Origin of the sequence: Aminobacter sp. AP02, assembly GCF_003148805.1 — a bacterium.
In the GTDB taxonomy this organism is placed as follows: Bacteria; Pseudomonadota; Alphaproteobacteria; order Rhizobiales; family Rhizobiaceae; genus Aminobacter.
On record NZ_QGGX01000004.1, the window covers coordinates 330179 to 343490 of the forward strand.

Annotated in this window: 12 protein-coding genes; 10 read left to right on the plus strand and 2 right to left on the minus strand. The window is 57.6% G+C overall.

Translation table 11 applies throughout. From position 1 onward, the window contains the following. Window positions 1–22: 22 nt before the first annotated feature. The 8 genes from trbI (at window position 23) to C8K44_RS07280 (ending at window position 9474) form a co-directional block, all read left to right on the plus strand. The gene (gene trbI / locus C8K44_RS07240; protein ID WP_245417396.1) at window positions 23–1306 is read left to right on the plus strand and encodes an IncP-type conjugal transfer protein TrbI; all 1284 of its coding nucleotides are present in this window, start codon (window positions 23–25) and stop codon (window positions 1304–1306) included. Between the two features lie 448 nt (window positions 1307–1754). After that, entirely contained in the window at window positions 1755–2456 is a 702-nt protein-coding gene (locus tag C8K44_RS07245; protein ID WP_109575073.1) for an autoinducer binding domain-containing protein, read from the plus strand. Between the two features lie 228 nt (window positions 2457–2684). Continuing rightward, entirely contained in the window at window positions 2685–3164 is a 480-nt protein-coding gene (locus tag C8K44_RS07250; RefSeq protein ID WP_109575074.1) for a transposase, read from the plus strand. Window positions 3165–3324: 160 nt separating this feature from the next. After that, window positions 3325–3954 carry a hypothetical protein gene (locus C8K44_RS07255; protein ID WP_109575075.1) on the plus strand — a complete coding sequence of 210 codons (630 nt, stop codon included), beginning with the start codon at window positions 3325–3327 and terminating at the stop codon, window positions 3952–3954. A 579-nt stretch (window positions 3955–4533) separates the two neighbouring features. Continuing rightward, window positions 4534–5550 carry a YihY/virulence factor BrkB family protein gene (locus C8K44_RS07265; protein WP_109575076.1) on the plus strand — a complete coding sequence of 339 codons (1017 nt, stop codon included), beginning with the start codon at window positions 4534–4536 and terminating at the stop codon, window positions 5548–5550. Window positions 5551–5729: 179 nt separating this feature from the next. Continuing rightward, window positions 5730–6551, plus strand: a complete 822-nt coding sequence (locus C8K44_RS07270; protein ID WP_245417397.1) for an N-formylglutamate amidohydrolase — start codon at window positions 5730–5732, stop codon at window positions 6549–6551. Continuing rightward, entirely contained in the window at window positions 6548–8416 is a 1869-nt protein-coding gene (locus C8K44_RS07275) for a flavohemoglobin expression-modulating QEGLA motif protein (protein ID WP_109575078.1), read from the plus strand. Before C8K44_RS07270 ends, C8K44_RS07275 begins: the two co-directional genes overlap by 4 nt. Before the next feature lie 11 nt (window positions 8417–8427). After that, the gene (locus C8K44_RS07280; RefSeq protein WP_109575079.1) at window positions 8428–9474 is read left to right on the plus strand and encodes a glutathione synthetase; all 1047 of its coding nucleotides are present in this window, start codon (window positions 8428–8430) and stop codon (window positions 9472–9474) included. A 120-nt stretch (window positions 9475–9594) separates the two neighbouring features. Here C8K44_RS07280 and C8K44_RS07285 read toward each other — a convergent pair whose 3' ends face one another. Then, window positions 9595–9828 (minus strand): hypothetical protein, encoded by a 234-nt coding sequence (locus C8K44_RS07285; protein WP_109575124.1) that lies wholly within the window; start codon window positions 9826–9828, stop codon window positions 9595–9597. Window positions 9829–10082: 254 nt separating this feature from the next. Between C8K44_RS07285 and C8K44_RS07290 the strand changes: the two genes are divergently transcribed. Continuing rightward, complete coding sequence (locus tag C8K44_RS07290) at window positions 10083–10337, plus strand: hypothetical protein (protein ID WP_109575080.1); 255 nt, start codon at window positions 10083–10085, stop codon at window positions 10335–10337. An 857-nt stretch (window positions 10338–11194) separates the two neighbouring features. Here the strand turns inward: C8K44_RS07290 and C8K44_RS07300 are convergent. Beyond that, window positions 11195–12049, minus strand: a complete 855-nt coding sequence (locus C8K44_RS07300) for a succinylglutamate desuccinylase/aspartoacylase family protein (RefSeq protein WP_158282715.1) — start codon at window positions 12047–12049, stop codon at window positions 11195–11197. Window positions 12050–12446: 397 nt separating this feature from the next. Between C8K44_RS07300 and C8K44_RS07305 the strand changes: the two genes are divergently transcribed. Further along, window positions 12447–13211, plus strand: coding sequence for a FadR/GntR family transcriptional regulator (locus tag C8K44_RS07305; protein ID WP_158282716.1), 765 nt, complete (start codon window positions 12447–12449; stop codon window positions 13209–13211). The last annotated feature ends 101 nt before the right edge of the window (window positions 13212–13312 follow it).

Here is a 13312-nt window from a genome sequence, read left to right on the forward strand (position 1 = left end):
AGGGGAAGCATGGTTCAAATCCTTGAAGCTTGGCGGTGCGCCAAACGAGGAGAGCGGTATCCGCCGCATCAACCGCTTGCCGGTCGTCATCGCAGCCGTGCTTGTGATGCTGGTCCTCGCCCTGATCATCTTTGGCCTGACATCGCGCGGCCTGTTCTTTCGGGGCAACGAGGGCATTGACCCAGCCTCAAGCAATTCGGCGTCGACATATGCCGACCAGCTGAAACGGGGCGTGTCGGACGGCATCATCGGTGAGCCGATAGAAGCAGTCGTGCTCCAACCTGTGCCGGCTGGACCAGCGGAGACGCAGAAAGTGGCCGACGATCCTTTCGTACACCGACCACAAGGCGAAGAGCAATCTGCCGAGCAGGGCGAAGCCGAGACGGTCTGGAAGGCCCGTCTCGAGCGCGAGCAGCGCGAACAGTACATTCGCGAGCGCCATCGCCAGAAGATGGCGCGCATGCAGGCCAATGATGCCGCCTACGACTCGCCGCTCACCATCAGCCTAAACAAGCTGGAACAACCCACGGAGGAAGAGCAGCCAAGCGGTCCCGCAAATGCATCCGCAACCGCTCCCTCGACTACCAATTTTTACGCTGCCGCACTTAGGGCAGGCATCGGGGGGCAGAACCACGATCCGAATGGCCAGCGCGCCAAGGCAGACTTTTTCAACGCCGACATGAGGGAACTTGGCTACCTGCCAAACAAGCTCGTGCCGCAGCAATCGCCCTATGAACTGAAGCGCGGTTCGGTAATACCGGCGACGCTGATCACCGGCATCAATTCGGATTTGCCCGGCCGCATCACCGGCCAGGTCAGTCAAAACGTCTATGACAGCGCCACCGGTCATCGTCTGCTCATTCCCCAGGGCACCAAGCTCTTTGGCCGTTACGATGCCGAGGTTTCATTCGGCCAATCGCGCGTACTGGTGATCTGGACCGATATCGTCTTTCCGAATGGGGCGACTTTGCAGATCGACGGCATGGCTGGCACCGACGCGCAAGGCAATGGCGGCTTCAGGGACAAGGTTGACAACCACTACTTCAAGACATTCGGCTCGGCGATCCTGCTCGGGATCATTGGGACAGGCATCGACATGGCCGTCCCGAAATCCTCCACGCGCGCTAACCATGACAGCGCATCAGACGCTGCCCGGCGGAACTTCGCTGAGACCTTCGGGCGCGTGGCAGAGCGTACCATCAGCAAGAACCTCGACGTCCAACCGACCCTCGAAATCCGACCCGGCTACAAGTTTAACGTTCTCGTCGACCAGGACATTATCTTTCCGAGTGCTTATCGAGGTTAAGGCTATGGGCTGAGGTCAAGATGGCCCTCCATCCTGGCCTCAGCCTCGCAGCCACCTTGGAAAATGGCGCGATCAGGCTTTACTGGCGGACACTGTCATCGCTGTTCAGCCCCGAACTCCTCCAAAGGTTCGCCGCAATTGCCGACAGGCGCGGTCATCCAACATTTTTGCTACGCCCGTTGGTTATAAGAAAATTGCGGAAATCGTATAGCTTGCTTCGCAGGGGCGCTTCAGCACGTCTCGATCACGAAAAAGCTGCGTCCAGAAAGCCCTATCGCGATTTAGGCCGGCGACCGGGCAGGCTCATGCACATCGCCTGCCGCGTCCGGCGCCTTCATGAATGATTAGAGCTGTCAATCGCCAAATCATGCGATTGCGTGTCATTGCCCGTTCGATACCTCAGACATTGTGAAGTCTTTACAACAATTTCTGAGACCGGAGGCAGACCTTGGACGGACAGATAACGTCACTCATTGATGCTCTGGACACATCGAACGACCAACGATCGATCCGCAATGCGTTGAAATCATTCTCGCTTGCCTGCGGCTTCGAACGCTTCGCCTATTTCGAGATGACGTCGAAAGAGATTTCAACGATCAACAGCTTTCCACTCGAGTGGCAGCATGACTACCTGCGAAGCCAGTTTGCGCGTATCGACCCGGTCATTACGATGGCAAAGCGTCTCATGCAGATGTTCACCTGGACTGCCAAGGATTGGCCTAGCCGCCATCTCTCGAGTGAAGAAAAGCGGTTTCGCTCCATGGCCAAGCAATACGGCCTCTGCTCCGGGGTCTCTATTCCGGTGCATGGCAGCTATGGCAGCTTACTGATGCTGTCACTGACGTCTGCCCAGGCAACAAATCCGACGCTTGGCAGTGTGGCACGCGCAGAACAGGCCGTCCTCTACATACACCATCGACTGCGGGCTATCGCAGACTCCGAACTCATGAATTGCTCGCTTACACTGTCGTCTCAAGAGGCCGTATGTTTGAAATGGGCGGCGAAGGGAAAGTACATGCGTGAGATCTCGCTCATTACAAATCTTCAGTACCGAACCGTCCAATTCTATCTGGACAACGCCCGCAAGAAACTTGACGCGACCAATTTGGTGGAGGCCGTTTCGATCGCAAAAGACAAAGGAATTATCTGACGAAATGTAGCATGCGTCTGAATGTATTCACCTATGCTATCTACGCTGCATACCAACGCGCTGGACCGCATGGGTTGAAAAGCAGATACGGGATTGATGGTGCTGGCCACTGCACCAAGGGCGCAGCGTTACATTAGTGGCCACTGCTTCAATGGGCGATTTCCTGACGTGTTGACTCTGTTTGCTACTCGTTCGAGTAATGGCGTCTATCAAACGAGGGCGACACATATGGATGACGAAAACAACGCATCGGTTGTAACCGGCGAATCGGGTGAAGGAATTACCGCCAAGAAGCAGAAATCGCCGAAGCGCAAGAAGGCAGCAGCGATAACCGCTAGCAATGCGTCAGAACCTGCGCCTGTAGAAATGCCTGGTGCCAAACGCAAGACATACAGCGAAAGCGAGAAAGCCGAAAAGCTCAAGCTGATCGCCAAGAAAGTTGCCGAGGGCAAGACCCCACTGCAGGAGGTGGTCAAGAGCACTGGGATATCGGTGCAGACCTACTATCAGTGGAAGCGTAACGAAAAGCCGGCCGCCAAGAAGAATGATGCACCGCGCGCCCGGAAGGTCGAGAGGGCAGCCACTGGCGGCAATGAGTTGGCCGAGCTCGTTCAGCTGGAAGCGGAAAACAATCGACTTCGTAGCCTGCTGGCGGAAAAATTGCGGGCAGAAAACCTCGAGCTGCGCAAGAGACTGGGGCTGAACTAGCAATCGCATGCAAACGCTCCAAGCTGCGCGGAGTAAGAATGCTGGCCAGCAATGCCATTGCGCTGTCCGTTGTCGCGGACAGCTGCATGCGGTATGCGCAGCTCACGCGAAGTGACGCTGGCACGCGCGTGCCACGTTCAAGAATTACCTGGAATTGACCATGAAGACGCCACAGCGGAAATTTGTCGTTGAGTTCAAATCGCCGCGCCGCCAGCAAAAGGCGCGGACGAACTCAATCTGGGGGGACACCGACCTCAAGGCGTTGGCCCGGGAAGTCGAAGAGCAGGCCACCGATTTGACCTATTCCCCCAAGACAGAAATTTTGCTCGGTACAAATACGGTCGTTCTGTCGCCGGTCGACAGGGGCTCTGTGGCCGAAACAGCCGGCATTGTCGACGCCGCTCAAATAGAGCAGCTTTCAGGCGACGATCTGAAAACTGATGAGCTGCCTCGCAGGAGCTCTGAACATACCGACGTAGACCCTGAAGTAGTCGCAGCCGAGGCTCTCAACATACAAGCGCCTCTCGACACACCAGAGCCTCTCGGCAGACCAGAGCCACAAACGATATCGAAGCTCGCTGCTATCAAACCCAGCGGACGCAGGCAGCGCTCGACGTCGCCCGGGACCCTTGCGCAAACGGCTCCTGCGGCGGTTTACACTGAACCAGGTCTCGACGAGATCGCCGCGCTCGACGCAGAAAACAAGCGGCTCAAGCTACTATTGGTCGAACACCTCCGTGATCAGAACATGCGGCTCGAGCAAATGCTTGAGCGATTTGCTCTCAGCTAGGCGTCAGGGACGGAGCATCATCGTTTCGACCTGCACGGTTGCGATGGGGGCTGACGGCAAACCACGCTTTTCCGAGTGGACATCCGATCGACATTGACCGGCCTCTGCGATGCCTTCAACGCGCACGATCTTGATCCATCATGGAGTTCTTTTCCGATGACTGCGTCTTGGAAATGCCAAGGGGAAAGAGCAGTGGGGCTCGCGGTGCGAGGGCAAACCGAATGTGCGAAAAGTGCTGAGCACACGCTTTCGAGGGGCTGCCTGACGTCCCCTATGGCAATGCGGAGCATTTTTGAGGACTGGGCTGCCGACACCGGGATCTCAAAATGGACACTGACGGGCACCACGCGCGCGGGGAAAAGCGTGGAGGTGCAAGGGTGCGACTTTTACACATCCCGCGCCGGCAAGGTGATCCGTTAAAGATTCCTACTGGAAGATCATCGACTAGGGGTACGTTGAAGCAGGCCTCTTGCGTCACCAACCTTACACGGCGATCACTTCACAATTCCATCCACGCTGCCCTTCTTTTTCTCGACCCTTGTAGACACGGACCTATGTCATGAGCAAGGGAGGTGCCTGATGCGAATTGTGGATGCGTGGGCTTTGATCAAGGAAAGCGCGTTTGCTTTCATCAATGACAATGCCTTCAGCCACGGCGCGGCGATGGCATTTTATGCAGCGACCTCGCTGGCGCCAATCCTTCTCATCGTTGTGGCCATTGCCGGAGTTGCGTTTGGCCACGAAGCCGCACAACTGGCGCTGTCGGCCCAGATATCCGGATTGATGGGGCCGCAAAGTGCCGATCTGCTGCAGGTGGCGCTCGAAAGTGCCTCGGCAAGAACAGCTGGGGCATGGGCCACGTCGATCGGACTGGTAACCCTGGTCGTAGGTGCCTCGGGCGTGTTTGGCGAAATGCAAACGGCGCTGAACTCGATCTGGAAAGTCGAACCCGCCGGCAGCTCGGTCTCCCGACTGGTGCGGGCACGTGCCGCGAGCCTGGGCCTTGTCGCAGCACTGGGGTTCCTGCTTCTCGTTTCCCTTGTCGCCAGCACGGCGATCACAGCCATGAGCGACATCATCAACGCAAATCTTCCCTTTGGAGCCTTGATCCTTGGAGTGATCAATACCCTTGTCTCGCTCGCGCTTATCACCGCCATGTTCGCCGCTATCTACAAGGTGCTGCCGGATCGCAGGCTCGGTTGGCGCGACGTGATGACGGGCGCTCTCGTGACGGCAGCGCTCTTCACCGCGGGAAAATCGCTCATAGGCTGGTACATTGGTACCAGCGCTACAGCATCCTCATATGGAGCGGCAGGCGGTCTTCTGGTCATCCTGCTATGGGTTTTCTACTCCTCGCAGATATTTCTCTTCGGAGCGGAGCTGACCCGGGCTTACTCGGTAAGGCATGGCACAAGGTCCGACCTTGAGCCGGTGTTCGATGCAGACTTGGCTTCATCGTCGTCCATACGCGGACACGGCATTCCTGCCCGCGCCCAATCGATAGATCTACTAACCATGTCACTGATGGCGATGGCAGTTGGCGCAGGAATGCTGGCAGCTCGACTGCTGGTGCCGAGAAGTTCTCGCAAACGGTGACCACGCAGTACCGGTCGCATGCGAACACGAGGAGAGGGCCCAACCTCACCGCGATGCCGAGGACCGATTTGGACAGCCGGTTTCCGAAATCGCCTCTTTTGAGGCAGGCCCAGCCGCTACAACACCCTTTGCTTCGCGACGACGGGGAACCGTCTAACCCCTCCGCGCATTTCGATGACGTGAACAAGCCAGTTTCAACGAAAGATCCGGATGGATCACCGGAAGGCTGGACCATCAAGCTGGGAGATTCACCAGTTGTTGGCACTGCGATCCACAACGGTACGGACGTGAGCGCTACCTGCCGATCGCTGATGTGTCTCCCCGACCCGGAACGCCTGCGCGAAGAAGACCCTTTTACCGAGCACTTCATTGCGGATTTCCCGACCCAGATCATCGTTCATCGCTCGCGTTTTCAAGTTGACCTGAACCGCGCGCGTGAAGCCGCGATCTATCTGTCGCCAGAACAGTCCTGGGGCCTCAAGGTCTGGGGCCAGCCCCCCTCCGAAGACGTTGTGACGGAGGCTCTCGCTTTCCATGATGCCTACTACGCCGAGCTGAAGCGTGTGCTTTCGGCAATCGAGAACCGATATGGCAGGTTCGTACTGATTGATGTCCACAGCTACAATCACCGGCGCGCCGGGCCGGAGGCAGTACCAGCAGCGCAGGAGGAAGCGCCCGACATCAACATCGGGACATTCTCGATGGACCGGAAGCGCTGGGCACCCATCGTCGACAGCTTCATTGAGACGCTGCGCGGCCACACTCTCGACGGCGAGCCGATCGACATACGCGAGAATGTGTCTTTCCAGGGAAAGGGTGAACAAACACGCTTCGTTCATGCCAACTTTCCCGGCAGTGGGTGTGCTATTGCTGTCGAATTCAAGAAGGTTTTCATGGACGAATGGAGCGGTGAACCCGATCGAGCCACGATCGACAGGTTGCGTGGCATGCTGGCGTCCACAGTGCCCGTACTGGAGGCTGCGCTGCGAGGCATGGGATGAAGCCTAAGCTCGTTGAAGCGTTGTCTCTGCTAGCCCCAATCGAAGCAGGACTGGATGCGCTGCTGAAAGAGGGCAAGCCCATACGTCACGATTTCGCCGATGGCAGCCGATTGCACATAGACCGGCCGCTGCCCTTTCTCTGCATCTACGTGGGTCCCGCCCAAGGGGCGGCATTCGATGCCGTCTCCGCCAATGCCTCTTACCTGATCGCAACCGGTTCCGAACTCGCCGGCGAAATAGCCCGGCTCGTGGCAACAACGATGCATGATCGCTGCGGCGCGTTTTTGGTCATCGACATCGGCGAACTGGCCGAAGACCGCTTCCTGACCGACGATGCGCCTTTCCTGCCACCTTTCGAGATCGCACTGGCGAGCGGCGACACGACGGAAGAAAAGGCTGCCCTCAAGCGATTTGCGACGGCTGCCTCCAGGCGAGATGCAAAGTATCGCACCCCACGCGTCGGCGACCTCAATCCTGCTGCATGCGAAGAGCCACAGCTTTCGGATATTCTCGGCGACATCCGATGCCTGACCGTACGTTTTGCGCCGATCTATCGGATACCTGGCGGCAAGGGCACATACCCCGCGTTACGCGACCTTGTCGTGGCCAACATGGTCGACTCTGCATTGCAGGCAGTCAGCGCTTTCCTCAAGGCATCGCAACTCGAACCGCCGGCAACCCATCGTTCACTGGGGCGCCGTGTCTTCATTGACGCAGTCGCACGCGCCGATCGGGACATGGACAAGATTGCATCGACTTTCGACTTCCTGCTGGCGGTTACGCCTATCAACGCAGAGCAAGCCTGGCTGGAGTTCGAGGCAGGTGGCTTCGAGCGCGCGCCGCTGCTGCTCTATCGGCCGCACGAATTCGAGGTCACTGATCAGAAGCGGAAGCTCTATTCCGTCGCGCTCGATCATCTTGAAGATCCGCTCCTTGCGGGCTTGCTCTCCGAAAAACAGCAGGAACTTGACCTCCAGCTGTCGATGCTGGCGGCGCGCGAAACGCCCCGCTTCGCCGAACTCGGGCGTGCCCTTTATGGAGGCGTCGAGCCGGAGCTCGCCTCAAGGGCACGCGGCATTCTCGACAAGGCAACAGACCTTGAACCCAAGGCCAGGCAGAAGTGCCTCGGCGCGGATGTCGTTGCTGCCGCGGCGAGAGAAATGATCGCTCGATATCGCGCTGCATATCCCGACTTCGAGGCCTCTGTGGAAATCCGCTCGGATTTGCCGGCCGGCCTGCTGGTATCGAGAAACCGGCTGCTCATCTCGCGTGATACCAAACTCGCACCGGAGCGTCTTCTGGCGCTGCTGAGTCACGAGATCGGTGTTCACCTGCTGACCTACTTCAACGGTGACATGCAGGGGCTCACAATCCTGCGCAGTGGCCTTGCCGGCTATGAGGGAATGCAAGAAGGTCTGGCGGTATTGGCGGAGTATCTCGTCGGCGGCATGACTGAGGCACGGTTGCGGCTGATTGCGGCAAGGGTCCTTGCATGCCAGGCAATGCTTGATGGCGCGACGTTCGAGGACACTTTCCGCGTCGTGCACATCGATTTCGGTCTCGACCGCCGTAGCGCCTTCAACGTGGTGTTGCGTGTCTTCCGAGGCGGCGGATTTGCCAAGGACGCCATCTATTTGCGCGGCGTGGTGCAAGTGCTGGAACATCTGAAGAATGGCGGCAGCCTGACACCGTTCTGGATCGGCAAGATCTCCGCGCACCATTTCGGCATCATCCAGGAACTGAGCGCGCGCGGTCTGCTACGCGCCCCGAAGCTCGAACCTGCGTTCCTGTCGTCCGAAGTGGCGCGACCGCGTCTCAAGAAGGCGATGGCCGGCATGGATCCGGTCGACATGATTGAAACATGAACGGAGCCCCGATGCGCATTGCCCTCTTTGTCAATTCCGTTGAGAAAGAAACTGCAGGCTACACCACGACCACGCTTGCCCTGACAGCGGCACAGCGCGGCCATTCGGTTGTCTATGTCGAACCAGGCGACTTTATCCTCCGGCCGGATGACAGCCTTGCCGTCAGCGGTGTGGTTCTGCCGGCTGGCTCCTACAAGACCACTGAAAAGCTGTACAACGCCTTACAGGAGGCCAATTCCCAGAAGAAAACCTTCGCCGCAAGCGATATCGACCTATTGTTTCTGCGCAACGACCCCTCGCTGGACGCTACCGACCGACCATGGGCCGCCAATGCCGGCATCATGTTTGGGCGGCTTGCCGCGGAGCGCGGAATGATGGTGGTCAATGATCCGGACGGACTGGCCCAAGCGCAGAACAAGCTCTACCTCCAGGCATTCCCCGAAATAGTCAGGCCCGAAACACTTATTTCGCGCAGCATCACCGAAATACGCGCTTTCATCGACAACCAGCCGAAGGGCTGTATCGTCAAGCCACTACAGGGATCGGGTGGTAAGAATGTCTTCCATATCGCTACCGCCGATGATTTCAATCTGAACCAGATATTCGAGGCAGCGAGCGGTAATGGCTATCTGATCGCCCAGGCCTATATTCCCGAGGCTAAAGCAGGTGACGTGCGTCTGTTCCTCCTTAACGGCCGCCCGCTGATGCGGGATGGCAGCTATGCGGCCTTTCGCCGAGTGCCAGCCAAAGGCGACGTTCGGTCCAATATCCATGCCGCAGGGACTGCGCGGAAGGTCAAGGTAACGGACAAGATGTTGGCTCTGGCCGAAATTGTGCGCCCGAAGTTGGTGAACGACGGCTTGTTTCTCGTCGGGCTCGACATTGTCGGCGACAAACTCCTTGAGATCAACGTCTTCACGCCAGGCGGACTGACAAGGCTCGCCACCATGTACAAAGCGGATTTTGCCGCAACTGTGATTGATGCGCTGGAAGAAAAGTTCGCGCTCAGACAAGCCTATGGAATGGCAATGTCCAATGCCCGCCTGGCGACGCTTTGAAACTGCAGACACGAGTCAACTGACCACGAGTTCCCCGAAAAACGGACTCGATACCGACCTTTGGCGCCTGACCGTGGCTGCGCGCGAAGATTTCGCAACTCTGCCACGCGACGCGACGTTTCACGCGCTGTCCGGGTCGGCGTTTCCATTTTGATCAATAACGCCAAAATCTTGCGACTTCGCTCCAACAGTCGCCTCCACGAAGCCTTCTGCGGCCAGTCCTCGACGTAGCAGCTCGCGAACTGCGGAAGCCCGGCTCGGCATTCTTCGTTGGAAACGGAAGTCTTCGACAGCCGCCAGCTCTTCTGCATTGAGCATAATCTGCAGGCGTTCGCCTCTCTCAAGCTCAGGCATCGCGACACCCCATCTTTCGGTACAAAGGTGCTGAATGAGTAAGTAGCTCAAATATGGTGTTTACCTCAAATCCAGTCAATACCGCTGACGTCTAATTCTGTGCAGCAATTTCATTTGGCAGCCAAGCCTAATTCTGGCTTCTCTACCAACTTGCATGATATTGCTAACTATATGATTTCATTTTATAATTTATACCTTTTGCTTGCCAAAAACTTGCTCTGGGGCGATAATCCAGCTTTAGAGGAGACACCCAAATGCGCCCGCTATCCCCAGAGCTGAAGGCAAGGATATCGGCGGCCGTCGCTGCCGCCAGAACTGCAAGCCCGATCAACGTCGTGGAGATCGCGCAGCTCGTTCAGAGCCAGAACCCACAGGAGAATGTGGCCTTCGAGGATATTTTGAGCTGCGTCCTGGATGTCGCGCAATGCACGGGAGAGCCAATATTGTTTGAGAGGCAGCCCAGCACCGCGGACGTGGCCCAGATGAACGGTGCGAGTTTGATAAGCTAGCCCTGCGCGGCTTGACGTGACCGGAGATTTGGCGCGCCATTTATGCTGAGCACCTAGCCCAAGGCGGAGCACTGCTGCCTGTTCATCTCGATTGACGTTCTCGCTGCACAATTTGCTGCAGAGGGCCCGGCTGCACACGAAAGCGGCATGATCAGGCTCCTTGTTGAAGAAGCCCGTCATGCTCTGCCGCTGCCGAACGACGCTCAATGCAAGCGCAACGAACGGCTCGTGCCCTTTACCTCACCGCGCGCGCTCTCCCGCGCAGCGGGTTAGTTCAACGGCCCCGACATCGCCATATTCAGCAAGGAGCGCTCCGCGACATCTTGAAGTTCAAGGCGCCCGGCGTCTCGACCGGCAAGCATATCGGCGACCTATGGGGATATGCGCAGTTTTTCGCCGCGAGGCCGGGCGGCAGGCTCAAGAAATTCCAATCATCGACGACGAGGTCAACATACTCCACACCCGCTCGCTGACCGCGCCGAGGTTACGTGATCATTGGAATAAGACCTGCGTTCCGACGCCTCCAGTGAGCTAGCTGAATTCGTGAAGTTCTATCTTCGTCGTTATTTCGTTCATCGCGCAATTGCACGAACTGCCGTCCTAGATCTGTGAGTTCGTATGGCTCAACCTCGTCGAAGGCTGACTTCGCCGTGCGTTGCACCTGTCCCGGAGGTGTTCGACGTGCTAGCCTCTTCAGTAGGAAATTGCCCCTGGCCATCAATCTCTTTGTGTTGGCTGATGACTCCGCCGGTGCTGAGGTCGCGGATCAGCATTTTGAACAGATCCGCTTCGGCGGAGTCTTTCGGAGGAAGGACCAGGCGCTGACAGCAGAAGAGATTCTCCCGGCGGCGAAATGGCTATTGTATATCGCCAGCCAATTGAGCGATGCAGTCGCCGCGTTCCACGAGCGCAGGATGGCGCAAGCAGACGACGATTCCGTCGTTCAGCGCGAGTTGAGTAGATGGCTTTGCTGAAAGATCATCCAACGCCAGAATGTCGCCAAGGGGGTCGCCGGACCGGACCTCCGCGCCAAGAGCTACTCGTGGTTCAAAGACACCCGTGCTGGATGCGTATATATTATCGTCGCGGTGCCGGACTATGAGTTTGCGGGTCGTGGTCGGGGGCGAGACAGGGATTGCGTCAGCGTCAAGCACGCCAAATGAAACCAGGGCCCGGACGGTGCCTTCATAACAGAGCCGAAGACCATCAAGATTGACGGAGCCGCCGCCTCCGAATTCACTTGCGACATAAACGATGCCATTTCGCTCGGCGCAACTCTTGCCCATGCGCGGTTCGTCGAAGAAGTTCCATACCAACGCAAGCGGCACGCCAAACGAATCCAAAATTGGACCTGCTTTTCGGTTGATCGCCTCGTCACGGAACAGGTGCGTCGCTACAAGAGGAAGATAGTTGAGCGAACTCCCGCCCGAATGAAAGTCAAACCAGACGTCCGATATCGGAGCAAGCACATTCTCAACAAAATAGGCAATCTGCTCGGAGGGGGTTCCGTCGGCATCGCCGGGGAAAATCCGATTGAGGTTCTGGCCATCCAGCGGCGAGGTTCTGGTGCTGGCAAGCGCAGCTGGCAAGTTGATGCTGGGGACCAAGATGAGTCGGCCGCGGACCATCGACGGCTCGATTCCCCGGCAAAGACGACCAAGGGCGATTTGTCCTTCATATTCGTCGCCGTGGACACCTCCCGTCAGAAGCACAGTCGGCCCGCTGCCGTTAGCTATAATGCAACAAGGGATCGCGATCGTTCCATAAGCGGACCGGTGAACGGAGTTAGGCAGGTGAATGTGCCCCGTCTGCTTTCCTTGTCCCTCAAGGTCAAGTCGGCTCCAAATACGTGAACCGTTTCGCATGGTTGGGCCTCGCGCTGTGTTTTGTGCCCCACGGCGGGTTTGCACATTTGGATGACGGCGCCGCTTGGAGCGAAAGCCCACTAAGCCTCGAGACCAGCGAGCGGGCCAACCTGCCAGAACTCCAGCTGCGCGGTTGTCTGTGTAATTGTCTGATGATATGCCGTCAAGAAAATTCGAAGTTGCGTTTCAAGCGACTTCGCGGAATATGCACCTTGGTTCGCAAGACACAGCATCGGCTCGAAACATGGATCAACGTTCGGCAAGGAAGAGAGTGAAGGATGGGGAACGCAATGCGCGCGCACATCCAGAAGGCGACACGCCTGCGATCTTGTCCCAGGTGAAACGAACCTCCATAGTCGACACCGTTACCGAGAAACTGATCGCCTTGATCGAGACAGGGGCAGTCAAACCCGGTGAAACGGTCCCGAAAGAGACCGACTTGATGGAACAGCTAGGGGTCGGCCGTTCGACAGTTCGGGAAGCGGTCCGAAGCCTGGTTGTAATGGGGGTGCTGGAATCCCGAGCACGTCGGGGGACCATCGTCGTTTCTCCGACGATTAACAACTATGCCGACAAGGTTCAGAGTTCTGTTCTGACGTGGGCGCTGAGGGATCTCTACGAGGTGCGGGCACTACTTGAGGGCGAGGCGGCCGCCAAGGCCGCGAGCCACGTCACAGAAGTTCAAACGGAAAACCTCCGCAAGCTGTGCGCGATCATCGAAAAACGGATAGAATCGGGAAAACCATACTTCGAAGAAAACCGACGCTTTCATTTGGCGGTGGCGGACGCTTCACGGAATTCGGTGCTTATTTCTACGATCAAAAGCATAATCGGCGTGATGCGTGAGCATCGCGAACGCATAATGCGCGAAGATCCGGCGGTGCAGCCGCAAGATACTATCGACCATCGGGAGATCGTGGATGCTATCGCTGCCGGTGACAGCGATGGCGCCCGCGACGCCATGCGCCGACATCTGTATTTCGCTGCACAAAGCGTCCCCGACAACTAGGGCCCAGACTTCGGTAACGAGGCCGTCCCAGTCAAGCGGTTTTGCGCATGGGAGGGCGGCCGCTAAGGTGCGGTTATGAACCTGCTCCTTCTGATCCGTCC

What these genes read in the sequence shown, in the direction of transcription:
- C8K44_RS07250 (WP_109575074.1), top strand. Translation starts at nt 2,685, where the DNA reads ATGGATGACGAAAACAACGCATCGGTTGTAACCGGCGAATCGGGTGAA.
- C8K44_RS07265 (WP_109575076.1), top strand. Translation starts at nt 4,534, where the DNA reads ATGCGAATTGTGGATGCGTGGGCTTTGATCAAGGAAAGCGCGTTTGCT.
- C8K44_RS07285 (WP_109575124.1), bottom strand. Translation starts at nt 9,828, where the DNA reads ATGCCTGAGCTTGAGAGAGGCGAACGCCTGCAGATTATGCTCAATGCA.
- C8K44_RS07290 (WP_109575080.1), top strand. Translation starts at nt 10,083, where the DNA reads ATGCGCCCGCTATCCCCAGAGCTGAAGGCAAGGATATCGGCGGCCGTC.
- C8K44_RS07255 (WP_109575075.1), top strand. Translation starts at nt 3,325, where the DNA reads ATGAAGACGCCACAGCGGAAATTTGTCGTTGAGTTCAAATCGCCGCGC.
- C8K44_RS07280 (WP_109575079.1), top strand. Translation starts at nt 8,428, where the DNA reads ATGCGCATTGCCCTCTTTGTCAATTCCGTTGAGAAAGAAACTGCAGGC.
- C8K44_RS07305 (WP_158282716.1), top strand. Translation starts at nt 12,447, where the DNA reads ATGGATCAACGTTCGGCAAGGAAGAGAGTGAAGGATGGGGAACGCAAT.
- C8K44_RS07275 (WP_109575078.1), top strand. Translation starts at nt 6,548, where the DNA reads ATGAAGCCTAAGCTCGTTGAAGCGTTGTCTCTGCTAGCCCCAATCGAA.